23 protein-coding genes are annotated in these 24,325 nt (G+C 61.5%); 11 read left to right on the top strand and 12 right to left on the bottom strand.

Annotated features, from left to right (window positions below):
* Window positions 1-8: 8 nt before the first annotated feature.
* The 7 genes from HYG82_RS38735 to HYG82_RS38705 all read right to left on the bottom strand — a co-directional run bounded on the left by HYG82_RS38735 (window position 9) and on the right by HYG82_RS38705 (window position 7,489).
* A complete protein-coding gene (locus HYG82_RS38735; RefSeq protein WP_179263179.1) occupies window positions 9-1,703 on the bottom strand; it encodes a bacterio-opsin activator domain-containing protein in 1,695 nt (564 codons plus the stop codon).
* Window positions 1,700-2,164, bottom strand: coding sequence for a response regulator (locus HYG82_RS38730; protein ID WP_179263177.1), 465 nt, complete (start codon window positions 2,162-2,164; stop codon window positions 1,700-1,702). Before HYG82_RS38730 ends, HYG82_RS38735 begins: the two co-directional genes overlap by 4 nt.
* A gap of 629 nt (window positions 2,165-2,793) precedes the next feature.
* Entirely contained in the window at window positions 2,794-4,998 is a 2,205-nt protein-coding gene (locus tag HYG82_RS38725) for a type B DNA-directed DNA polymerase (protein ID WP_179263175.1), read from the bottom strand.
* Window positions 4,995-5,309 carry a DUF8156 family protein gene (locus tag HYG82_RS38720; protein WP_179263173.1) on the bottom strand — a complete coding sequence of 105 codons (315 nt, stop codon included), beginning with the start codon at window positions 5,307-5,309 and terminating at the stop codon, window positions 4,995-4,997. The genes HYG82_RS38725 and HYG82_RS38720 overlap by 4 nt, the downstream gene beginning before the upstream one ends.
* Window positions 5,309-6,013, bottom strand: a complete 705-nt coding sequence (locus tag HYG82_RS38715; protein WP_179263171.1) for a hypothetical protein — start codon at window positions 6,011-6,013, stop codon at window positions 5,309-5,311. The genes HYG82_RS38720 and HYG82_RS38715 overlap by 1 nt, the downstream gene beginning before the upstream one ends.
* Window positions 6,014-6,161: 148 nt before the next feature.
* Complete coding sequence (locus HYG82_RS38710) at window positions 6,162-6,341, bottom strand: VOC family protein (protein ID WP_179263169.1); 180 nt, start codon at window positions 6,339-6,341, stop codon at window positions 6,162-6,164.
* Window positions 6,342-6,424: 83 nt separating this feature from the next.
* Complete coding sequence (locus HYG82_RS38705; RefSeq protein WP_179263167.1) at window positions 6,425-7,489, bottom strand: Cdc6/Cdc18 family protein; 1,065 nt, start codon at window positions 7,487-7,489, stop codon at window positions 6,425-6,427.
* A gap of 1,823 nt (window positions 7,490-9,312) precedes the next feature.
* Between HYG82_RS38705 and HYG82_RS38700 the strand changes: the two genes are divergently transcribed.
* From HYG82_RS38700 to HYG82_RS38650, 11 genes are all read left to right on the top strand, one after another.
* Entirely contained in the window at window positions 9,313-9,795 is a 483-nt protein-coding gene (locus tag HYG82_RS38700) for a DUF6789 family protein (protein WP_179263165.1), read from the top strand.
* 120 nt (window positions 9,796-9,915) lie between these two features.
* Entirely contained in the window at window positions 9,916-10,137 is a 222-nt protein-coding gene (locus HYG82_RS38695) for a ZIP family metal transporter (protein WP_179263163.1), read from the top strand.
* 209 nt (window positions 10,138-10,346) lie between these two features.
* A complete protein-coding gene (locus HYG82_RS38690) occupies window positions 10,347-11,150 on the top strand; it encodes a chemotaxis protein CheW (RefSeq protein ID WP_179263161.1) in 804 nt (267 codons plus the stop codon).
* Between the two features lie 134 nt (window positions 11,151-11,284).
* A complete protein-coding gene (gene cheY / locus HYG82_RS38685) occupies window positions 11,285-11,647 on the top strand; it encodes a chemotaxis protein CheY (protein WP_179263159.1) in 363 nt (120 codons plus the stop codon).
* The gene (cheB, locus tag HYG82_RS38680) at window positions 11,644-12,885 is read left to right on the top strand and encodes a chemotaxis-specific protein-glutamate methyltransferase CheB (RefSeq protein WP_179263157.1); all 1,242 of its coding nucleotides are present in this window, start codon (window positions 11,644-11,646) and stop codon (window positions 12,883-12,885) included. The genes cheY and cheB overlap by 4 nt, the downstream gene beginning before the upstream one ends.
* Window positions 12,878-16,576, top strand: coding sequence for a chemotaxis protein CheA (locus tag HYG82_RS38675; protein ID WP_179263155.1), 3,699 nt, complete (start codon window positions 12,878-12,880; stop codon window positions 16,574-16,576). The genes cheB and HYG82_RS38675 overlap by 8 nt, the downstream gene beginning before the upstream one ends.
* A 34-nt stretch (window positions 16,577-16,610) precedes the next feature.
* The gene (locus tag HYG82_RS38670; RefSeq protein WP_179263153.1) at window positions 16,611-17,216 is read left to right on the top strand and encodes a chemotaxis protein CheC; all 606 of its coding nucleotides are present in this window, start codon (window positions 16,611-16,613) and stop codon (window positions 17,214-17,216) included.
* Window positions 17,213-18,472 (top strand): chemotaxis protein CheC, encoded by a 1,260-nt coding sequence (locus tag HYG82_RS38665; protein WP_179263151.1) that lies wholly within the window; start codon window positions 17,213-17,215, stop codon window positions 18,470-18,472. Before HYG82_RS38670 ends, HYG82_RS38665 begins: the two co-directional genes overlap by 4 nt.
* Window positions 18,469-18,984: a chemotaxis protein CheD gene (locus HYG82_RS38660; protein ID WP_179263149.1), complete on the top strand. Its 516-nt coding sequence runs from the start codon at window positions 18,469-18,471 to the stop codon at window positions 18,982-18,984. Before HYG82_RS38665 ends, HYG82_RS38660 begins: the two co-directional genes overlap by 4 nt.
* On the top strand, window positions 18,981-19,883 hold the full coding sequence (locus tag HYG82_RS38655; RefSeq protein WP_179263147.1) for a CheR family methyltransferase: 903 nt from the start codon (window positions 18,981-18,983) through the stop codon (window positions 19,881-19,883). Before HYG82_RS38660 ends, HYG82_RS38655 begins: the two co-directional genes overlap by 4 nt.
* A gap of 149 nt (window positions 19,884-20,032) precedes the next feature.
* Entirely contained in the window at window positions 20,033-21,382 is a 1,350-nt protein-coding gene (locus tag HYG82_RS38650; protein WP_179263145.1) for a putative sodium/potassium/calcium exchanger, read from the top strand.
* A gap of 47 nt (window positions 21,383-21,429) precedes the next feature.
* Here the strand turns inward: HYG82_RS38650 and HYG82_RS38645 are convergent, their stop codons facing one another.
* From HYG82_RS38645 to HYG82_RS38625, 5 genes are read right to left on the bottom strand one after another with little or no spacing between them, the layout of a single operon-like run.
* Complete coding sequence (locus HYG82_RS38645) at window positions 21,430-22,215, bottom strand: DUF7289 family protein (protein ID WP_179263143.1); 786 nt, start codon at window positions 22,213-22,215, stop codon at window positions 21,430-21,432.
* Complete coding sequence (locus tag HYG82_RS38640; protein WP_425495366.1) at window positions 22,212-22,700, bottom strand: DUF7266 family protein; 489 nt, start codon at window positions 22,698-22,700, stop codon at window positions 22,212-22,214. Before HYG82_RS38640 ends, HYG82_RS38645 begins: the two co-directional genes overlap by 4 nt.
* 1 nt (window position 22,701) lies before the next feature.
* The gene (locus tag HYG82_RS38635; RefSeq protein ID WP_179263141.1) at window positions 22,702-23,130 is read right to left on the bottom strand and encodes a hypothetical protein; all 429 of its coding nucleotides are present in this window, start codon (window positions 23,128-23,130) and stop codon (window positions 22,702-22,704) included.
* Window positions 23,124-23,765: a DUF7288 family protein gene (locus HYG82_RS38630; RefSeq protein ID WP_179263139.1), complete on the bottom strand. Its 642-nt coding sequence runs from the start codon at window positions 23,763-23,765 to the stop codon at window positions 23,124-23,126. The genes HYG82_RS38635 and HYG82_RS38630 overlap by 7 nt, the downstream gene beginning before the upstream one ends.
* A 4-nt stretch (window positions 23,766-23,769) precedes the next feature.
* Entirely contained in the window at window positions 23,770-24,324 is a 555-nt protein-coding gene (locus tag HYG82_RS38625; protein ID WP_179263137.1) for a DUF7287 family protein, read from the bottom strand.
* Between the last annotated feature and the right edge of the window lies 1 nt (window position 24,325).

The following is a 24,325-nucleotide window of genomic DNA, read 5'->3' as shown; positions in this document are numbered from 1 at the left end:
GGCTACGGCTACCGGTCCCCGAGCACCGAACTGAAGAATTTCCGCTCTGCCGTGCGGAGATGCTGGTTGAAGGTCGCCGGCGCGATACCGAGTCGATCGGCGATTTCTTCGCCGGTACTCCCGCGGGGCCAGTCGAAGTAGCCCGCGAAGTAGGCAGTCTCGAGGGCTGCTCGTTGCTTGTCGGTCAGTTCTTCCTCGAGGACTGACGGCGAACCGGAATCGGTGCGCTCGCTTCGCTCGACTGTGCGCTGGGCGAGGTAGGTGACGTCGTCTCGTCTGTCCTTGATCAGTTCGATCATCCGGCGGGTGTCTCGACCGCGCGGGAGTTCGACGACGAAGCGAAACTCCCCGTCCTCGATCGTCGCCGACGCGACGCGGCCGCCGTGTGTGGCGATCGTCTCGAACAGGGAGACGGCTGCAGGCGCGACGAGTTCGAACTCGGACTCGTCGCGTCTGGTCGTGAGGAATCGAACGTCGCCGAGCCCGTCGGTTCGATCGATGGTATCGGTAAGCGCCTCTTGCGAGACGCCGCGTGCAGAACCGTAGGCCAGTAGCGTCTCGTCGCCGCCGACCAGTTGTTCGAATTCGATCGTACACGACTCGGCCGTCGAGAGTTCGACCAGCGGTTCGGCCATCGCATCGACGCGAAACTCGAGTTCGACGACGGCATCGCTGACCAGGGCGTCTCTGCGCTCGATTGCCGTGATCGCGTGGGCGACGACGTCGCCCACGCGGGCGAGGACGTTCGTCTCCGGCCCTGTGAACGCTCGCGGCGACGACGAATACACGCCCAGTACGCCGTAGACGAGGTCTTCGTGGATGATCGGAATCGCCGCCGACGACCGGTAGCCGCGGGCCTGTGCGGCCTCTCGCCACGGCTCGAAATTGGACGCGGATTCGGCGTCGTTCATGACCTGAACCCGACCGGTCCGAATCGCCGTTCCGGCCGGTCCCTGACCCGATTCGTGCTCGTCGTCGACCGTGATCTCGATCTCATCGAGATACCCGTCCTCGTCGCCGGCCGCCGCCTGCGGAATTACGGTGTCACTGCCCGGATTGACTCCACCGATCCACGCGAACCGGTAGGCGTCGGACTCGGCGAGTCGATCGCAGACTTGCTGTTCGAGTTCCGCCCGCGTTTCCGTCGTGATCACCGCGTGCGTGATGTCGTGGCCGATCCGATTGAGTCGGTTCAGCGCTTCGAGTTGCTCGCGCTGCTGGCGTCGCTCCTGCTCTTGATTGGCGCGTTCGATCGCGTGGTGAATCGTCCGCACCAGCAGTTCGCTCGTCACTTCGTCTTTGACGAGGAAGTCCTGGGCACCGCGCTGGAGCGCTTTGACGCCGACTTGCTGATCTCGGACGCCGGTCAGGACGACGATGGGCGTCTCCGCCGTTTCCGCGTGGACGGTCTCGAGCGTTTTGAGTCCCTCGCTGTCGGGGAGGTTGAGATCGAGAAGGACGATGTCGATGGAACTGGCTTCGACCGCTTCGAGCCCGTCCTCGAGGCGGGTTTTTCGGGAGATGTCCGGTCTCGTTCCCGCTTCGTCGGAGGGTTTGACTCGCTGTGCGAGTTCCTCGGTATCCCGGAGCATCTCCTGGATCAAGCGAGCGTCGCCGGGATTGTCCTCGATCAGGAGGATGCGAAGCGCGTCGGCCGTTTCCGGGTCCTCTTCACCGGCGGATTGGAAGTCCGTTTCGCTCATGGGTTATCGACCTCTGGCGGGAGCCGAACGACCGAAAACCAGAACTTCTCGAAGGCGCGGACAGTTTCGATGAACTCGTCGGGATCGACCGGCTTCGTGAGGTATGCGTTTGCGTGGAGTTCGTAGGACTTGACGACGTCTTCTTCCGCCCGCGAACTCGTCAGGACGATCACGGGAATCGATCGAAGTGCCGGATCGTCCTTGAGTTCCTCGAGGACGTCTTCGCCGTCCTTTCCCGGGAGGTTGAGATCTAGTAAGACGAGATCCGGACGCGGCGCATCGTGGTAGTCGTCGCGTCTGGCGAGAAAATCGAGCGCCTCGGCACCGTTCGAAACGACGTGTAGATCGTTCTCGATTCGGCCCTGTTTGAACGCCTCCTTGGTCAGGCGGACGTCGCCGGGGTTGTCCTCGACTAACAGGAGCTGTGCCGGTTCGGCTTGAAAGCTGTCTGAATTGCTCATTGGTCGTCAGGTATCCGTCTCCGGGGCTGTGGTGGCGGGCCTTCGTGGGTGGGGCGGTGATCCCGTCGATTACGGCCGGTCTTGCTGGTCGGTCCGCGGTCAGGTCTGCCAGTCGGTCTGAGGTCAGTTCCGATTCCGCGGCGTTCTCGAGAGCGGTGAGTCGACCGAGCGCTCGGGAAACGCGATCCGAGTCGTCCGGCTCGGATCCGATTCCTCGACTGCAAAGTGAAAGCGTCCATGTTGCTCTCTCTTTCTCGACGAATACGGATATACGTGGGGTTCCGCACCGACCGATAGAGCGGATCGTAATCGCCGGGGATCTTTGAGAGCGCATCTGCGTCGATCTCGGCGCACCCAACCTCGCGAACCGCTGTTGACTCGAGTGGCCGCCGCTCGAGTATCGCGATAGCCGTCCGTCGCTCGAGTATCGCGATAGCCGTCCGTCGCTCGAGTATCGCGATAGTCGTCCGCCACCGAGCGCGATCACGGTGCGGAACTGGTGACACCGAGGACGTCATAGTGTAACGTAAATCGCCGGCAAACCGTGTAAACCTGGCGCCGGTCTTCAATCTGGATGGACTCTCAGTTCGGCGTGATCGTTGCGACGGCGGACGGATCGGCTCCGGTCGTCAGTCGGTAAACGTCGACAGTCGGACCGTCCTGCCGTCGCGCAGCGAGTGCCGGATTCGGGATCGGTCCCAGCCCAGCGGCGACAGGACGCTCTCGCAGGCTCGAACCAGTAACGTCGCGTAGTAGTCGGCGTCGTACGTTCGCGGCTCCTCGAGCGCGAGTCGAACGCGCTCCGGACCGCGGGCGTCGTCGTCTGCAACGACGTACTCGACCGACTGACCGGGGTGACGGTCGATCCCCCGGCGCTCGTACCGCCGGAGTGCCGCGGCGGAATGAGTCTGCTGGCTGTAGTCGGCGAGGCGCCTCGAGACGCGTTTCGTAACGGTGAGATCGGCCGGATCGACGGTCCCCTCCCGAAGCTCGCTCAGCCGTCGGCCGAGAACGTCACAGACGGCCTCGGGATCGCGTTCGCGGTCGAGCGCCTCGATAAACGCGCGCTGACTGTCCGCGACGAAGGCCGGGGTACTCCGCTGGCGCAGTTCGATCCCCCGAAACTTGTATCCGCCACTCGAACGCTTGCCGAAATACTTCGTGAGCGCGCCTGCCGACGCGCTCCCCCCGGCACGACGACCACCAGCGCGACTCCCGCCGGAACCGCCGCTTCCGATCGAGTCGCGCAATGGAACAAAACACACCCACTCGTAGTTGCCGTCGTGCTCGAGCGGAATCCCCACGGTTTCGGAAATGTCAGCCGTCACCGTCTCGAGCGGCTCCGGCTCGTCACCCCGTGGCGTCACCCAGAGGCTGTCGACGATGCCGTGGACGATCCGCCAGCCTGCCTCTTCGAGTCGCCGTTTGGCCGTCAGGGCGATTTTGCGTGCGTACGCGTTGATCGCCTCGTGGCACTCGATCCTGCCGAACTTGGCGTTTCGGTACCCCTGGTAGCCGAACGAGGAGACGAGGACCCACTTGATCGCGCCCGATTCGGCCCGCAGCCTGGCGGCTTCGTCGTCGGATGGATCGTCGCCAAGCCGCCGCTTGATAGCAGCCCGGTCCGAGATCAGCGGCTCGAGGACGGCGGGGAGAAACCCGTCCGTTTCGCAGATCTCGTAGCCAATCTCGGGAACAGGATTCGTCTCAGCGTGGCCGATGTCGGCGCCGTCGCAGTCGCAGCCGACCGTTTCCGGACTCACGTTGTGCTCACAGATGATCCGCGGATACAGCGAGGCGAAGTCGATCTCGTGGACGTCCTCGTGAAAGCCGACCTCGGGCGAGAACGTAAAGCCGCCGCGGTCGGCCGCGTGCAGCGTCTCGACGTCAGTGAACCGCTCCGGCTCCCACTTGTTCCACGGGGCGAGGACGCCCTTCCGCCGGCGGGCGAGCCGAATCTGTCTCGAGGTCAACAGCGCCCCGATACTCCCCCAGGCGGCTTCCTGCAGCGGCCGACCCGTTCGCTCGACCATGTAACGGATCCCCGCCAGCCCCGACTGGTGCCAGAGGAAGCTGTTCGACGTATCGAGTATCGCTCGACCCGGCACGCGGTACCGTGCCGGTGAGTGGCCCACCTGTCCGTAGCTCGCGTACGTGTTCTCGCTCGCCAGTTTCGTCATCCCCGGCAGGCGGCCGAGGTGGAATTCGATTCCCAGCGTCTCGGCCCGCCGCTCGAGCGTCGGTACCAGCTCGGCGTGGCTCACCACGAGAACGTCTGGATCCCGCCGCTCGAGGTGGTGCCGGAGCGTTCGGAGCACCTGCGGTTCGTCGCCGTCGATCGGTTCGCCAGCACGCGCCAGCGCGGAGATATCGCCATCGGCCAGCGCAGCCTCGTCGAGGGAGAGTCGAAGCGTTCGCAGGTCCCGGTCCGGTGTCGGATCGATGTCCCGATCAAGACAGTAGCGAAAGCCCGGCGCGAGGTCCACGTCGAACAGCCGGAACGTTCCGGGAGCGTGCGTCTCGCGCTCGTGGATGCCCCGGATCTCTCGAGCCAGCGTCCGAACCTCATCGACGCGCCCTCCATCGACTCGCAGGACGCGGCTGCGATCGTCTGCGTGGGCTTCGTGGAGGCTCGTCGCCCACTGCTCGGTTCGGGTCCCGAGGACCTTCGGATCGGTCTCGAGACGGTCTTGGAGGTCCGCGAGCGCGGCGTCGGGTCCGGCGACGAACAGCGACGGCGCGTAGTCCGCGACGGTCGTCGGCTCGGCCCCCTCCTCGGTCAACGTCCACTCACGGACGACACCGTCCTCGAACTCGAACGTGTACGGGCTCATTCTCCTGCATCCGCGGCGGAATCGGCCGCATCCGCGGTGGAGCTGGTACAGCAGCCCTCATCCTCGAGTGCCGCGAGTTCCGCGCGCAGTCTGCGCAGTTCGACCTCGTGGGCGAGCAACAGCGACAGCACGAGCGCGCGCTCGGGCCGCGTCGGATTAGCGTACCCCGCCGCGTCGGCGAACTCCCGGGCCCGGTCGAACAGCCGATCGAAGTCGTCCTGGTACTCCCGCCGCAGCGCCCGGCGCATCGGCTCCCACTCCGACTCGAGGTCCCGAAGGGCGTCGCGGTAGGTCGGGTTCGTTCGGCCCATCAGCCGCTCACCTCGAGCAGCCCCCGGTCGTGGGCGGTGATGACGGGATCGATTGCATCGACGGCACCACAGCGTTCGACCCAGTAAGGGATGGTCGTCTGCCACACGGTTCCGTGCCAATACCCCGCCGTCGCGGTCGCCGAATCCGCGCCGTCACCCGCGGCCTCGAGTCGAAGTCCCTCGCGCGTGCGAACGCAATCGATGACCGTATCGGCGTAGTCGGAAGCTGCACCGGTTGCGGCGTCGGTGGTACGGTCGCACCCGTCACGGCCGCCGCGTCTGGCGCTCGAAAGCAACACCGGGCAGTCGAGTATCCCCCCCAGTTCGGACAGGATCTCGAGGGTCGCGGCCAGCAGGTCCTCGCGCTCCCAGGCCGTGAGGTCATCGTCCCGGTAGAGACTGGCGACGTTCGGCGCGACGAGCAACGCGGTCGTCGGCCCTGCCCGTCGGGCGACCGCCCGCACCAGCGAATGGTGCTGGTAGGCGGTAAACGCCCGCGCAATCCGCAGCCCCTCGAAAACACGCGGGCTCGAGGCACAGTCGTACAGGGCGTGAGTCGACGCCGCGTTTCGCGCATCGATCCAGTAGGCCGCCCCACCATCGCTGTCGGCGAGCCGATCACAGACCAGCCGATGAACGATTCCCGACCGCGGCGACGGAACGTTAAGCAGCGTTACTCCGGGCTCGAGTTCGAGTCGGTGCATACGTGAGGGCTAGAGCGAACGCCCATAAGCGGCGGAACCCGTTTTCCGATAATTCCGAAACTCAGTTAATCGCCGGGATAGGCGATTGTAGCGCTTCTCGGGGCCGATTTCGAGTTACCGATTCCGATTCCGAAACGCGCCCGTGTGATCACGCATCGGACCGAATCCGAATCCGAATCCGAATCCGAATCCTGTTCCCGTCGGGATCTGCGACCTCGAAGCCGCGTTCGGTCCCGATCTCGGAGATCGAAACACCGGCGTCAGCCAGCCTATTTCGGACCGCATCGACCGCCAGTTCGTCGGGAACGAGTAACTCGAACCATACCATCCCCAGCCCGACGATATCAGCCGGTTTCGATCGCTGATTCCACACGTTCACCCTTCGAACCGCTGCGATCCCGAACCGGCGAGCTACCGGCTGTCGCTTGCCGGATCGATCTCCGACTCTTCGTCCTGCCCGGTGATTTCGCTGTTTTCGTCGACGAGGCGGTACGTCCGTCCGCGCCGCTCGCCGACGGCTTCGATCAGGTCGTAGTGAACCATCTTCGTCAGGTAATTTCGCAGCGTCCGGTTCGTTTTCGGCTCCTCGACTCGCTTCTCGTACACGTCGTAGAGGTCGCCTGGCTCGATCTCGCCCGCCTCGGCGATCACGTCGTACAGCACTCGCTGGTGCTCGATCAGACCCTCGACGGTCTTCCGACGGATCGCCGTCCGGGCATCCGGAATTGCCGCCTCGAGTGCACTGGTGGTGATCGACGCGAGTCCCTGGCGCTCCGCACGGCGAGCGGCCGACCGGAGGATGCCGAGACCGACGCGCGCGTCGCCCGACGCGGCGTCGGCGATCGTTCGAAGCTGCGCGTCGGTTACGACACCCGGTTCGAGGGCCTTTTCGGATCGGTTCGCGAGGATCGCCGCGAGCTCGGCGGTGCCGTATCGGTCGAATCGGACTCGAGTGCCGGCGTGGAACCGCGATCTCACTCGATCGTCGAAGCTCGCGAATAGCTCTTCCTCGCGATTGGCGATCAAAACGGGCGAGACGTGCGGTAACCGGTGAAGATCGTACAGCGCGCTCGTTTCCTCCAGTTGATCGACCTCGTCGAGAATGACGACGATCGATCCATCATCCGCCCGGGAGAGTCGGTCGAATAGTTCGTCTTTCGGCGTCGACCGGTGGACGTCGACCGCACGGTCGACCGCTTCGAGGATGCTGTACAGAACCCGAAAGCGCGTGTACTCCTGCCAGCAGTTGACGTACGCGACCCGCACCGTCGGCTCCTGTTCGCGCAACTGTGCGAGCGTGTAGCGAGCGATACAGGTCTTGCCGACGCCCGTCGGCCCGAAGAGGAAGGCGGGATCCGGCCTCTCATCGTACAGCAGTGGCTCGAGGGCCTCCGAGAGGAGGTTCACCTCGTCGTGGCGGTGGACCACCTCGCTGGGCACGAAATCCTCGCGCAAGACGCGGCCGTCGACGATCACACCCGACCGGTTCGGCCTCGAGGCTCTTAAACGACGCCGGGGTAGTTCCGAAATTTCCGATATCGAACGGAGATTCGGTATACCATTATACGATTTATTAGCGCCGATGCGGAGGGACATATTCTCTCCGGCGGCCGATCGGTGATTCTATGTTTCGGCCGGAGACGATCTCGAGCGCACAGCACCAGTTAGTAACGGGTAGCGGAACCGTGAGGCTGGGCACAGCTACCGACGTGGTCGGCCGCTCAGTCCGATCGGCACCCGACCGGCGTTCTATCGTCGTCCGACCGGGGAGATGTCGATGCCGGTCGGTGTCCTATCGACACCCGGATTTCGAATCGGCGGCAGGTATACGGCGATCCCGTCACCGTAATCAGAGCCAGGTGCTATCGAATGCCGTGGCCGGAGAGAACGAGAAAGAGCGGCCGCTCCGGCCCCCAGTCAGCGGACCGATCCGACTCAGGCAATCGAAACGCCGAGGTTGGCAGCCCAGTACAGTTCCCAGGAAGGGTAGTCGAAAGCCACACTCTGTGCCGACTATTTTGCACATCGGCCGGTCACGAAGATGTCTAATCGATCTCATTGTGTGGATGGGCGTCGACCGCGCGTCTGATCGTAAACGGGTCGATGACGAGGCTACACCCGGGGTTTACGGTCCCGGAAGAGACGGATCAAACTATAATTCGCTATTCCTCGAGAACCACGTCCTGATGGGCAAATGGGTAGTCCCAAGTGAAACACACGGTATTAGGCATATCCGTGTCGTCAAGCGCGAATCGAGGGGAAGGCCAGAGTCGACAAACAGCACCTGCGGGCAAGCGGCCCGCCGTAGTTACCGAGCGGCGTGCCAGAGAAGCCGCCCCCGATGTCGAGAAAATCGGAGATTTCCAAGAGCCCTGCTGGAGGGAGTCATCCGAGAGACTTCGTCTCTCCCGATCACGGAATTCCTCAGTTTTCGGACGACTTCGTCGATCGCCGTAGCCCTCCCGATGGAGTCAAATCGAGTTGATTCTCCGGAATGCTGGCGGTTCTGTCGGAACTGCGGGCTCCAACCTCGAAGGCTGCACCAGCCGATCCCATGATGGGGGTCCACGACGGGTACGGCGTGGAGAGGGCCAATACCGTTTGTCCTCGACTGATACTCGAGAGATGTCCGATTACAGCGGACGGCCAACGGCGTCGTTCGTGACGGAGCGAGGGGGCAGCTTCCACAGATACCCAACGTCACCTGTCCCGACACCCACCTCCAGTCGCTGATCGCGACCGGTGAGAATGTTCCTCCTCCCACACCAACACCGAACGGTCTCGATTGATACCGCCGGTCGGTCATTCGGCGTTCGTTGTTGGGGGTATCACTGGAACGATTCGGCCGCGTTCTTCTCCGGCACAAATCAGACGGCTGCTATCGCGTCGTCACCGACGAGAGCGGCCAGCGGAACGTGGCGAGAGGGCGCATCGATCACTATCCGGCCACCGTATATCGAATATCGCTATACGAAATCCGAGATCACAGCCGCTTGCTCTCTCGTCTCGCCTGAGTCGTCGTTTTCGTGCTCGACCGTGACGCCTTTGCGATCGAACCCGACGGGTTGACGCGAGTCGGATATCACCAGCGGGCGTCAGTTAGACAGCGAGACGGTGAGTTCGCGTTCACCGACAGAATAACAACAAAAAGACACGATCACCGCAAGGGACGTCAGTCCAGTAGAGGACCGGCTATCAGTCGAAGATTGAGCGGCTGCAGTTGTCACGGTTTTTTCTGTGTGACGATAAGCTATCAATCCGCTGTGGTTTTATAGCGTTTGGCGGCGCAGTCTGTTGCTATGGGGCCCATCAGAAGCAGTATCGGCGGCGGCCTGGCTGCCACGGTTGTCCTCACGATATTTTTACTCGGCGTGGACGCGCTGCTCCGTGGTTCCGACCTCTTCGTATTCGTTACGTTTACGAGTTTCTGTGCGATCGGCGGACCGCCGTACTGTGAGGGAGGGAGTCCGATGGCAGCGGGACTGCTGTTCGTTTCGTATAGCGGACTCTTTGCCCTTGCCTGGCCGCTCCTCTTCGGTGGGTTTACCTGGGCGATCCCCGGCGAAACGGGTGCCGCCCACGGCGTGGTCTTCGGTTTCGTCCTGTGGACGGGTTACGTCGTCGTCCTCTCTGGAAGCCCCGTCGCTGATCGGACGATTGTCGAAACCGTCACGCTATCAGCCATCACGTTAGCCGCATATCTCGTCTACGGTCTAACACTTGGGGCCGTATACGATTACCTCACAAACGACAGAACCGTCCGCAGCGCCGGAACTGCCTGAGCGACCTGTGACCAATGTCTATCGATCGTGGGTCCGCTGATCTGGATCATCGAATCGACGTTCTTGATCAATCTTCTCGCCTGGATCGGTACCGTGGCGTATTTGTGAACGAGGAATCGCTTGATCAGGCCCTTTCGGTACTGGTCGCTCTCGCCGCAGGGGCTGATCGGTGGGGCGTTTCTCCACCACCTCCCGCGTGCTATCGAAGTGCCGGGGACCGCGGACACCGTACCGCTGTTTCTCGTTCTCATCACCGGATTCTGTTTCTTTTACGCGCTTGAGCAGTTCATCCACTGGCATCACCATCGCGGGACGACCGATGAGCACGAGCCGGTATCGTGATCGAAGGGATTGCTTTCCGAAACGGAACGAGACACGTGCGCGTGCGATTCAAATTGTATGTCAGGACAAACAAAGCGACACACCAAAACGGTGGATAGCGGTTCGTTCTCGCACAGGCAAACGACGCCCTCCCGAGATGACGGACCAACGTATCACTTGAGGAGGGGAGTCAACGTTTTATTGATGGAACTTGATACACGAACAGGACTATGGCCCCGGACCTCTCTGAAAAGCTCCTCGGAATCGATATCGACAACGCAAACCGTACCCCGGACGGGGACGGGAACGGGGGCGGAGACGATGAGGAAGGCAAGCACGAGGAACTCGCTCAATTCGTCTTCGTCGGCGTGGGCGAACACCGACTCGCACTCCCGGTCGACGAAGTCCGGACCCTCACGGAACCGCCGGCAACGTTGACGCGAGTACCGCGGTCGCCACCCGCTATCGAGGGGCTGATGGACCTTCGAGGCGAGATTACTGCAGTAATCGATCCACAGGTCCACTTCCCGGTGAACGAGTCCCGAGCAGGACGGGAACAGCTGCTCGTCCTGGATCGGCCGAACGACCAGCAATCGGCCGCGATTCGGGTCGACGAAGTCATCGGCGTCGAAACGATCCCAGAGAGCAACGTGATCGACGACGACTCGCTCGACGACAGCGAACTCACCGGCCACGCGCTCGAGCACCCGCTCGTCGTCGCACTCGTGACGCAGGAACGAGAGGGTCGCACCGAGATCGACAACGCGGTGACGGACGAACCGGACGAACGGAGTGCAGGCGTCGAAAGTACCAATGAGGTTTCCAGTAGCATGGCCGGAGTCAGTGGGTCGGCGGCATTGACACCGGCTCGGGAAGCAGAAAGCGAGTTCGACAGGTCGATGGGCGAAACGTTCGAGATGGAATCGACCGAAGAGGACGGTCAGGAATCAGACGACACACCACAGGAAATCATCGTCGAGGCGACCGCGTTGATAGACGTCGACCGGCTACTGCTGGCATCAGGCCAGGCCTGAGTACCGGTCACATACATTCCCGATTGGCCGTTTTGAGCGGGTCTCCGGGGAATATTCGACGTTTATCATGTCTGATAATCGAGAGACAGCATTTATGGTAGTTGTATCTCTACCAAAATTTGGTGTACTACTGAATGTCGACAGGGGTGCTCATCGTGGACGACTCTCATTTTATGCGGAATCTACTGCGACAGATCATGGAGCAGGATTACCGCATTCTCGGAGAGGCGTCCAACGGAGCAGAAGCCGTTAAACTGTACAAAGAACACGATCCCGATATCGTCATGATGGACATCGTGATGCCGAAATGTAACGGTATCAAGGCGACCGCGGCGATCAAAAAGATCGATCCGGACGCTCGCGTCATCATGTGTACGAGTGTCGGACAGCGTGAGAAAATGAAACTCGCCGTGAAGGCTGGCGCAGACGGCTACGTCACGAAACCGTTCGAGGAACCCAGCGTCAGAAAGGCCCTTTCAGACGTCGTTGCGGCATGACGCGAGTACTCGTTGTCGACGACTCGAGATTTATGCGGACAGTCATCGGCAACGCGCTCACCGAGGCTGGCTACGACGTCGAAACGGCCGAAAACGGATCTGAAGGCGTCAAACTCGCCACCACGTTCGAGCCGGATGTCGTAACGATGGATGTCGAAATGCCGGAAATGGACGGTATCGATGCCGTCGAACGAATCATGGCGAGGAATCCGACCGTGATCCTCATGCTCAGTGCCCACACTGAACGCGGTACCGAGGCCACGCTCGACGCACTGGAGCGAGGCGCCGTGGATTTCATCAAGAAGCCCGACGGCTCCGGGTCACGAAACATCGCACATCTAGTCGACGAGGTCGTCGAAACGGTCGACGACCTCGCGGAAGCAGACGTCTCCTCCGTAGCGCTCGCTCATGCCGCCGCGACAGCCTACGCAACGAGGACAGACCAGCCCGAGAACGCTGGCCAAGCGACTATGAGTACGGCCGGTGCCGAGGCTGGGGCTGGGAACGCCGTCGCCGGAGGCAGTTCCGACGCCCCACTGGCCCGTGATCGCGGAACGAGCGAGCCAGACACGACCCCCGGAATCGCACCGGCAGTCGAATTCGACGAACACGCGACTCCAGTTACCGTCGACGGCAACTGTGCAGACGCACCGACTATCATCCTCGGTGCGTCGACCGGCGGGCCGAAAATCGTCGAACAACTGTTCGAACGGCTACCCGCCGACCTCGAGGCCAAGGTACTGGTCGTCCAGCACATGCCCCCGGAATTCACGACGCGTCTGGCCACGCGTCTCGACTCGTTGAGCGCATACGACGTTAGCGAAGCAACGGACCGACAACGACTCCGGCCCGGCGAAGCAGCGGTTGCACCGGGTAACTTCCACCTCGAGGTCGCGAGCAACGTCGGCGACGCGCTTCGTCTAAAACTCGACGACGACGACCGGCTCCACGGCGTCCGACCGGCGATCGACGTTACGATGATCAGTGCTGCCGAGCGGGTTTCTGACGCGCTCTGTGGCGTCGTCTTGACCGGTATGGGCCGCGATGGCGCAGCCGGGATCGAGGCGATAAAAGCTGCTGGCGGCCAGACGATCGCACAGGACGAAGAGACGAGTCCGGTCTTTGGCATCCCCTGTCAGGCAATCGAAACGGGCTGTGTAGATACGGTCGCACCCGCAAACGGAATCGTCGACGCGATCGTCGACGCGTTCAGGACGGACGGTGAGAACGATGACTGACTATCTGACAGATTTCGTTCAGGAGAGCGAAGAACGGATCACAGAACTGAACCACGCGTTGCTCACTCTCGAGCAGGATCCGAACGACGAGGAGGCGATGGAGAGCATTTTTCGGATCGCCCATACGCTCAAGGGTAACTGCGGGGCGATGGGCCTGGAGTCGGCCAGCGAACTCGCCCACGCGATAGAAGATTTGCTCGATGCCGTCCGCGCGGACGAACTCGACGTCGAGCCAGAACTGATGGACGTCGTCTTCGATGCCATCGACGTACTCGAGACGATGATCAGCGAGGTCGCAGCCACCGGGGAAATCGAAACTGATCCGACGGCGACGATCGACGCGCTTCGGATCTACCTCGAGGATGCGACGGACGAAGCGGCGACAGGGCACGTCTCCATATCGGCCGCCGAGATAGACGACGTTTGCTCGCGGTTCGATCCGCCAGCCGACGATACACACGACGTCTATCTCGCCCGTCTGGCGATCGCCGACCGTGAGGGCGTCAATAACGGAAAATTAGTCGTCGACGCCTTGATCGATGCGTTCGATCTGATCGGCACCGTCCCGTCTCAGAAGCGAATCGAAGCCGCTGACTACGACGGTCGATTCGACGCCGTCTTCGCCACCGCAGTCGGCAAGGCAGCGATCGCGTCCGGCCTCGAGCCGGTCGAGGAAGTCGAGAATTTCGAAATCGTCGACGTAACGGATCGATTCGATGGTGACGATGGGGAATCGGCTGCGGAACGTGCTGTGGACGCGGCCGTATCAGGTGAAGGAATTTCGTCCGAAGACGCCCAAAACCTCGAGGTCGACGATCTCCTCGACGAATTCTCCGAATTCGACGACCTAGACGAGATGGTCGAAGAGGTCGACGACGACGAGCTCGCGGCCTTCGAGAACATGGGTGAGGCCGGTTCCTTCGACGATCTCCTCGACGGGGAAGCCGTCGACGATCTCGAGTCCGGACCGGGCGAACCGCCGGATGCCGCAGAGACAACGTCCGAGTCGGACACGGGGACAGCAGACGCCGATGCGGCATCCGACGACGGGACCGCGGCCGATGCGAAACAGGCGGCCGAGGACGCCGACGAAGTCGAAGACGCCAGCGCGGTCTTCAACGAGCTCAAAGACGAGGTCGAAATGGTCGGCTTCGACGAGCTACAGGACGAACTCGCGGAACTCGAATTCGACGAGTTCGACGACGAAGAGGAAGTCGACATGGACGAACTCCTCGGCGATGACGCCGACGACTCGTTCCTCGATGACGGGGAACCGCCCGAAAGCGACGTCGACGACGTTCTCGTGGACGCAGGGGCTGACGATGACGTCACTGCCGACGAAACTGACGATGGCCACGACGCCGATGTCGACACGGTAGCAACGAGTGGCACTGACGTCACTCCCGAGGATACCAAAGATGACCTCGAGACGCCTGCCGATGCCGCTTCGGCAGCGTCGGAAACCGGGACCGACGATACAGTCGAGACAGCACCGGACAGCGACATTGTCGACGCTGCATCATCGACCCACCCAACTGACGAATCCGAGGAGCCAGACTCGACCTCCGTAATGCCCGGCGACGAGACGACCGAATCGACGGCGGGTACCGAGACTGCAAATACGGCCGAACTCCCTGGCCTCGAGCTCGACGACGAAGTGACAGCCGAAACAGGCCCGGACGGAGCGTCTGTAGATGAGACGGCTGTCGCCGAAAATAACGACGAGACGACAACCGACGACACCTCTGTAACTGACGACGGTGTCGACGAGGCTGACGGTGCCGACGACCTCGAAGTTGTCGAGCCGATCGACGATGAAGTCACAGCGACGCCCGATGACGAGCCGATCGATGACGCTGCTGAGTTCGACACGGTTGACGACGAGCCGATCGATGACGCTGCTGAGTTCGACACGGTTGACGACGAGCCGATCGATGACGCTGCTGAGTTCGACACGGTTGACGACGAGCCGATCGATGACGCTGCTGCGTTCGGGACGACTGATGAGATGGACCTCGAGATCGACGAGACGATGGGGTCCGAGGAGACGGAAGACGCTGCGGCAAGCGACTCGTTCGGAGCGAACGTCGACGACGAATTCGATCCGACGGCGGGCTTCAGCGATATGTCTGTCTCCTCGGCTGACGATGAGGACGGATTCGACGATGATGAGGGCGACTTCGCCACGTTCGACGACGACGCGTTCGACGACGACGCGTTCGACGAGTCAACAGCGGACTCCGTCGATTCCGATGCTGAACCGGCAGACGACGGCTTCGAGAGCGACTTCGACGAGCAACTCGACGACGAGGTGTTCGAGGGAACCGACGAGTTCGACATAGGTAGCGGCGGACTCGACGCGCCGACGCAAGATTCGAGCGTAGACGATGACTCGAGTGCCGAGTCTGCGCCGTCGTTCGACGACCACTCGGCCGGTGCAGACGAGGGCGACGAGGACGATGCCGTACGGATCATCGAGGAGCCCGAACTGGAGATTCCGGATCTCACCATCCCCGAGACGGGCGACCGGCCGGACACCGACGCCGAGACCGACGAGATTCAGTCGGTACGAGTCGACGTCGAGCAGATCGACTCGCTGCTCACTCTCGTCGAGGGGCTGGTGACGAGTCGCGTTCGCCTCCGCCATGCGGCCGAGGCCGACGACGATGGGGAAGCGCTCGAGACCGAACTCGGCTCGCTGACGGATCTGACGACGGACCTTCAGGAAACGGTCATGAACATCCGTCTGGTACCGTTGCGGACGGTAACGAACCGTCTACCGCGAGTCGTTCGCGACATCGCCCGTGAGCAAGACAAGGAAGTCTCCTTCCAGATGGTCGGCGAAGACGTCGAACTCGACCGGAGTATCCTCGATCGGATCGGAGACCCGTTGATCCATCTGGTTCGTAACGCCGTCGATCACGGAATCGAACCCCCCGAAGCGCGCGAGAACGCAAATAAGCCCCGAGAGGGAACCGTCGAGGTTCACGCCGAACGGTCGCGTGACCGCGCCACCATCACCGTCAAAGATGACGGGGGCGGGCTCGACCCCGACCGACTCCGAACCGAGGCCGTCGAGGCTGACATCCTCGACGAGGACGAGGCTGCCGAGATGACCGACGAGGACGCGTACGACCTCATCTTCCACGCAGGTCTGTCGACGGCCGACGAGGTGACCGACGTAAGCGGCCGGGGGGTCGGGATGGACGTCGTTAAACGGACGATCGAAGATCTCGATGGGACGGTCTCGATCGACAGCACAGAAGGCGAGGGAACGACCGTTACGATGCAACTCCCCGTCTCGGTCGCGATCGACGAAATTCTGTTCGTCGAATGCGGCGGCGAGGAGTTCGGCGTTCCGGCAAAGGCCGTTCGCGAAATCGAAGGTGCCGCGGCTCTCGAGACGGCAGACGGTGAATCCGTCCTCCCCAGGGACGACGGCGACTACCCCGTCATCCAACTGGCCGACGTCCTCGAGACGCCGGCTCCCGCTGCGAACGGCGACGGAATGGTCGTTCGAATCCGCGGAGAAGTCCGTGAAGTAGCCTTGCACTGCGATCGCGTCCGCGGCCAACAGGAAGTCGTCGTCAAACCCTTCGAGGGGTTCATGAGCGACATTCCGGGGCTCAGCGGTGCGACGGTACGGGGACGAGGGGAAGTAGTCAACATACTGGATGTGACGACACTATGAACGAACGTGAACACCAACACAGACGGAGGAATCTATGACGATGATGGTCGACATTCGAAAGTTGAGCTTTATAAACGAAATGGCGAAGGTCGGAACGAACGGCGTCGCCGACAACATGAGCAAGCTGACAGGCGAAGACGCCCAGATGGAGGTGACAAAGACCAATTTCATCGACGTCGAGGACATCGAGTCACAACTCGACGGCGGAAAGCGGGTCGGCGTCCGCGTCCGATTGCTAGACCCGCCTCACGGACACATCCTCATCCTCTTCCCCGAAGCGAGCGCAAAGAAGATCACGGCGATCATGTTGCGCGACGTAGTCGACGACATGGGAGACGTCTCCGGCAAGATGGCCCGCAGCGCCGTCGAGGAGATGGGGAACATGATGGCCAGTGGGTTTATCGACGGCTGGGCCGACGTCCTCGGACGGGCGATCGATATCGCCGCGCCGCAACTCGTCTATGCGCCGACTGGGGACATCGTCACTCGAACAGCAAGCCTTGGTGGCGACGACCTCGCCCTCTTTTTCGACTCCGACCTGTCTGTTCCTAGCTACCAGATCGAAGCCGAAATTTATGCCTTCCCCGACCTCGAAGAGTTCGTCGAAATGGTCAACGGGATCGAAGTCCAACCTGCATGAAACTCGACGTTAACGCACTCGGTACGTTCTACCAGATGGCTCGAGAAGGAGCCGGACTCGCAGCGGGGCGGCTCACCCATATGTTGGGCGTCGAGACGCAGGTGGGCGTGACGAAACTCAACTTCATGCGGGGCCAGGAGATCCGTCGCGACTTCGAGGATTCGACGGAAAAAGTCGGCGTGCGGGTCAAACTGACCGGCGCGATCGAGGGCTATTCCGTCGTCGTCTTCGAACGTGAGAACGCGCTCAGAGTCGTCGAAACGCTGCTCGCCGAAGCCGGTCCGGACGCTGACGATGCGTCCGACATCGACGAATTCGACGAGATGACGCGAAGCGCTGCGACGGAAGTCGGCCATATCATGAACAGCGGGTTCATCGACGGCTGGGCCGACGTCCTCGAGGCGGTCATCGACGTTTCCACGCCCGAGTTCGTCGAGGGCAAAACCGCCGAGCCGTTTTTCGGCGACATCGACGAAGCACCGGCCGCAGACGACCTCGCCTTGCTCTTCCAGAGCCAGATCGAAACCGTCGGCACCGAAGTCGGCTTCAGCCACTATCTCTTTCCGAAACGCGAGTCGATGTCGACGCTCCTGGAGCGATTACGTACCAGCGACGGCATCGAGTACGACAAACTCGACGGCTACGACCGGATGGCCGAACGCGGCGCCGAAGAGATTGCCAAGACCGCGACCACGCTTACAGGGATCGATACAAGCGTCGAAATACGCCGATTGAACTTCGTTTCGCTCGAAGCAATCCCGGAACAGGTGGCCAACGAAAAACTCGTCGGGGTCGCGTTCGAATTCGACGGAATGCCGAGTGGATACCTCCTCTTCCTGTTCGACGAGGAATCGGCCCACGAAATCGTCGACGCGATGGTTCCAATGGAGGTCGAAGAAGACGGCTTCGGCGAGATGGGAACGAGTGCGATCACGGAATTAGGCAACATCATGGCCAGCGGATTTCTCGACGGTTGGGCGAACGTCCTCGATACGACGATCGACCACTCGACGCCGGAATTTATCCACGATATCGGCGCTGCAGCCGTCGATCCGGTCATCATTCAACTCGGCGAAAATCAGGATTTCGCGTTCGTTTTCGACACGGTCGTCATGGCAGACGGACGCGAGTTCGACTGTGAAGTGTACGCGATTCCCGACGAGTCGGATCTGGAACGCGCGTTGAATAACCTAGACGTCGATCGGATCGAGGAAACGCCGACGACGGCGGAGTTTCAGGAAGTCGATAACGCATGAAAACGTACGGAACCGAACCAGGCGCACCGACGCCCGTCCAGGTCGGTATCTCCGAACTGGTCGTCAGTGACGGCGACGACACGCTCAAATCCTACGGGCTCGGCTCGTGTCTCGCCATTGCGCTGTACGATCCCGAGTCCGAGATCGGTGGGTTGGCACACGTCATGCTTCCCGACGGCGACGCCGCGGACAACAGCGATCGCAAACCCGGAAAATACGCCGATACGGCGATCCGTGCACTTCTCCGTCGCATGGTCGAGCAAGGTGCCAACTACACAACCGTCGAAGCGAAAATAGCCGGCGGCAGCGATATGTTCGAGTTCGAAAGCTTCGGCGACGGCGTCGGACAACGAAACATCGCCGCGGCGAAAGAAGAACTCGAGAAGCTCGGTGTCCCGCTCGAGGCAGAGGACGTCGGAGGCGAACACGGTCGAACCGTCGAGTTCACGCCCGGATCGGGGTCACTCGTGGTGAAGACCTCGAACGGCGAAACGGGAGTGACGGAACTGTGATCGGCGGCAACGCTGGCGACGCCGGTACCGCTCACAACGGTACCGACGGCGATACCGACGACAGCGACGGATCCGAAGCGTTCGACGACCTCCTCGCGTTCGTCGAGGACGAACTGGCTTTTGCAACGAGCCACTACAACGACAGCTACCTCGACCGGCGCGTTTCCTCGCGGATGCGGCGCACACAAAACGACACGTACGACGCCTATTTCGAAACGCTGCGATCTGAACCGGACGAGCAGGAGGCGCTACTCGAGGCGTTGAGCATCAACGTCACCGGGTTCTTTCGGAATCCCGACGTCTGGTCGGGAATCCGAGTCGTCCTTCGAAGGCTCTCCGCGAACAGTCCCCCCGTTCGAGTCTGGAGCGCGGCGTGTGCCGACGGCCGAGAACCGTACTCGCTGGCGATGCTCGCACACGACGATCCCCAGATCGACGAATCCAACGTCTATATTCTTGGAACCGATATCAGCGCACCGGCACTCGAGACTGCCCGAGCGGGCGTCTACGAGGAGTCTCGAACCGTCGACCTGGACGATCAACTCTCCTTTCTCGATAACTACAGCCAGTACGTAGATGTCGACGGGCGGACGTATCGGATCGATAACGATGTGAAACGGAACGTTCGATTCAAGCGTCACGACCTGATCAACGACGAACCACAGTCCGGATTCGATCTCGTCATCTGTCGCAACCTGTTCATCTACATCGACAATGCGTACAAGGAGCCGATGCTCGAGACCATCGCGCGATCGCTTCGGACGAACGGCTATCTCGTCATCGGCAAAGCCGAGACCATTCCGCCAAATCTCCAGTCGTCGTTCACCGTTCGTGAGGCCCGCCTGCGTATTTACCAGCGCGAAGCCCCGAGAACCGATATCGAGAGCCCCAGTCGGTAGGCAAACTCGAGCCCCGAATCGTAAAGCGCCCGTACGAAGTCTGAGAGGCCGTTACCATACCGATCACTCCATTTTGACACCGCCACGGCATCGATTCTCGACCGAGACGACCGTGTGTTACATACTAGTTCGGTACAAACTCTCACTGAATGCCATCGATCGACCTCGCCCCCTTCGTCGACCGCGTCGCGGCGCTGGTCGACTCCTCGCCGCCAACGGACGGACGGGAGACCCGTACCTGGCTCGTCGAGCCCTTTCTCGAGGCGCTCGGCTGGGACCCCCGCGCCGACGCGTGCGTGGTGGAACGAACCGTAGACGATACCCATCTCGAGTACGTCCCGACAATCGACTCGGTCCCGGCGTTGTTCGTGGCCGTCGAGGCGTACGACGAATCCCTGGAGAAGCCCCGAGCGAACGCGCTCCGGCAGGCGATGGCGTGGACGGGGGTCGACCGGGCGATCTACACGAACGGTCGAGAGTATCTGCTGCTGGCCGGGACGACGGACATCGAGTATCACGTGCTCGAGGTCGCCGAACTCGCCGACAGCCAGCAGGTGATCGCCACCTACTCGCGGGACGCTTGCAGCCGGCGACTCGAGCAGCACGCGCGAGACCACGTTGCCAGACAACTCGCCGTCGAACGATCGCAACTCATCGAATCGATCGTCGACCGACTTACGGCTGCAACTGTCCAGGGGGAAATATACGCCGGCGAGTTCGAATCCGCCACCGACCGATTTCTCGACCGACTCGTGGTGGCGTTCGCCAAGAACCGAGAGGAACGCCCAGATTCCGCGACGGACGTAGCGATCCGGTTCGACGAGTCGACGATCACGGACGACGGGCGATCGCCGACCACCGACGGAAAGACGTCGGGTCGGTCGGGCGAGAACGGTGACGCACGACGCACCGACGATCCTGTCGAGACCGGAGAACCGAACTCATCCGGACGAAAGGACGATGAGGAGCAGCGCAACGGCACCCGATTCCAGCAGACGGAAGGTGAAGCGGAACCGACAGCCGCGGACGAGCAGTCGGGCTCCGATAGCCGGGACGACGACTCGAGCGGAACCGCCGGTGACACCGATCTCGAGGGACGTCCTGAAGGGAAGGAAAACGAAGCAGGCGAGGGTACGGAAACCGAACCGGACGAGGGTGGGGAATACATCGTTCGCTTCTTCAACGACCGCGGCTCCATCGGCGCAATCGGCCACTCGACGTCCCGAGGGGCGCTCGTCGAGGCAACCGAGTATCTCCTCGGGCGCGGACTCGCCGGTGTCGAGGTTCCATGGAGTCCGGACGACGCAACCGTCACTGTGTTGAACGACGAACCTGCTCGGTCCGATGGTTCGCCAATGGCGGAGCCGGAACGACTCTCGAACGGCCTCTATCTCGACACTGCGGGCGATGACGACGACCGAGCCGACCGCGTCGAGGCGCTGTCCGCTCGAGTCGGGCTACGAGCGATGGTATCGGGAGGCTGGGATTCCGAAGACTGAGAACGAACCGTTTCAACTCTGAACGGTTGTACCCGGCCACAGCAGGCTCAGTATTCGACGTCTGCTTCGACGACCGTGATTGCGACGCTGTTTACCGGGTTGTCAGGGTCGTCTTCACAGGTGGCGAGCAAGTCCGAGCTAGTCGATTTCGTCGTCTCCCAGCCGGATCGCTCGAACGACATCTCCCACGCTCGGACGTAGGACGTGTTCATCCGTATCGAGACGTTCGTAACCCCGTCCTCGAACTGGGTTTCGCGATCACGTTCGGTCATCGTAAAGCCGAGTCCGTCGGTGCTCCTGATCGACCGGTCGGTCGCGTTGATCGCGGTCAGCGAAATAACGGCCGTCTCGGCCTCGGGATGACACATCAACTGTGGTCGTTTGACGACAGCACTGCCGGTTTCGCCGGCCCGAACGACACCGCCGCCTTCGTACGCGATGGTATCGGAGCCGGCTTCGTACGTGAATGCCCCGAGTTCGATGGGGTTTGCGGAGACGTTGCTCGAGTTGCCGTTGAGCAGGATCGTGACGTTCGTCCCCCCTGATCCGGTCGAAACCGATCCATCTCGGAGCGCTAGTTCTCCGTACCGGCGATCGATGCCGTCGTGTCGCATGACCGCATTGAAGTTCACCGCGAGTGACTCCATCGCCCGTTCTGCGTTGCGTAGTTTCTCGCCGTCCTGATAGTCAGCCATCGTCTGAAATCCGACCGTCGACAGGAGCGCAACGGAGCCGATGATCGTCGCAAAGACCAGAATGAACGCGATCATATCCGTGACTGCCCGGTCGTCGGTTCGCCCTCGCTTCGTCGTCTCGTGGCGTCTCCGTCTCATTGAGTCCCGTCCTCGATCGATATCGTGTCGCTTTCGTAAACGATCGTAATCGTCCCGCCAGTCGTCGAACTCCCGCCGTCGACGGACGCGTTGGTCTTGATCGGGACGTACGCGACGGCGTCGGTAGCATGTGCCGTCAACCTCACACAGTCAGTGGAGCCATCGAGTAGCGGCGCCTCACAGTCCTCACGCAACGTCACGGTGTATCTGGAGTTCGCCACCGTCCGCGGATGGTCGGTCCTGATGGTTACGTTGTCCGTGGTCTGTGCCCCGATCTGGTCTGCGTTTCCGATCTCGTCTGCCAGTCGCTCGCCGATCGTCTCGAGCGACGCCTCGGCGCTGCGGTCTTTCTGGGTGTCGAGCATCGTTCCGGCGTTGGTTAGTAACATCGCGATGAGGATCGTCGTGATACCGACGGTCATGACGTGCGTGATCGATATCGAGACCGCACGATCTCTTTCGGCATTGTTCTCGATTCGAGTCACGTCACGGACACCCCGCTTCGATCGTTTGATTCCGTTCGTAACTGAGCTCGGCCGAGTCGTATGTAATCGTGACGGTAGCCTGCGTTGTCCCACCACCAACGGTGACGTTGATACTGGTGATGTTTACCGCCGCCGTCGTCGACTCGAGCTTGCTGTTTCGATAGGCGTCTCGAAAGACAGTGATGTTATCCTCTGCATTGTCTACGAGCCCGCCCGACTCGTCGACCTTTGTGAGCAAACAGCCGATGCTTTGCTCGACTTCGTGTTCGACCACGTCGGCGTTGCTCGCACTCTGACTTGCACTCCCCGAAGACAGCGTCTCGGTATAGAGAACGCCGTTGAAGACGACGACGATTCCCAGAATGATGAACGCAAGGGCGATCGCGCCGATGAGGATCACCTGTGCGCGCTCACGACGTTCGCTTACCATAGTATCACCCGAACTTCCACGACGTTGTAGATGGGCGTCTCGTCGCTCCCATTCCGTAGCGGGATGGTTTCTTCATCGGCTTCCGCCGCCGCTTCTAGCGTTCCCGATTTACTGCTCGTTAAGGTCTGATTGTCGTACAGCACGACGGTGTAACTCGCCGCCAGGGAACTCGAAGGTGGGCTCCCCTGATAGACCAGCGTCTTCCGCTCGCCGGTCTCCGGATAGAGGTGGACGTTGTAACTCCAGCCACGGTCGGTGAATCGCTCGTTCAATATCCGTCCGAGTTCCGATTCGCCGCCGAAGTCCGTCGCGGAGTAGGTTTGATGGCTTTCATTGGGCGCGAACGGCTCGCTTGCGTTCTCGAACCCGCCCTCACTGTCCCAGTTTCGAATCGTTTCGGAGAGGTTCCCGTCCTGGTTCGACACGAGTAGCGCATCCTGTGCCTCCTGGTGAATCTGTGCCTGGACCGACCGATCGGTTAATCCCCCCGTCGTCGGCGTGAGCACGACCGACTGCAACGCAAACAGGACGGCCATCAAAACCACCATCGCACCGATGAATCCCTCGAGGGTGTAGGCCTGTCCGCGATCCGTTTCAGCGTTCGATTCGGTCTCTCGAGTGGTAGATCCAGTCATGGTGTCACCACACCCGTACGACGAGTCTACAAGCGGGATCGCATTCGGCCGGATCTCCCTCTATCGTGACGATGCGTGCGGCGCTCGCTGCCGACTGGTTGTCGTAGACATCCCCTCCTGACAGCGTACTGGTATTGACGTCTTCGCCCTGGAACGTTTCGACGGTTACGTTTACGTGGTCGTAGACGGCATCGCCGCTGTCACTCGCCCGAAGCCCGAGTTCCGTACTCAGATCTGCATTCGAATACCTGGCGTCGAAATCCGACTCGTTGATCCGATTAGCAGACTCATTCGGCGTCGATAAATTGTGAACCAGTAGATCGGCGATCCGGTCTGCCTGTGCCGTCTCCGCTCCGCCGACCGACGAATCGAACGGGGTGATGACCGACGGAAGAAACGAGAAGACGAAGGCGATCGCGAGCAGGAAAATGCCAATTCCGATGGCGAAATCCTGTGTTGTTTGACCGCGGGTATCGAAGCAAACCGAGATCGTCCGTCGTCGGTGGCCCCCCGACCGTCGCGTCCCTCGACCATGGTCGTGCGTTCGTTTCCGACTCATG

Origin of the sequence: Natrinema halophilum, from assembly GCF_013402815.2 — an archaeon.
Taxonomy (GTDB): Archaea; Halobacteriota; Halobacteria; order Halobacteriales; family Natrialbaceae; genus Natrinema; species Natrinema halophilum.
Note: the sequence above shows the minus strand (reverse complement) of the source record. Positions and strands in the feature narration are given on the sequence as shown.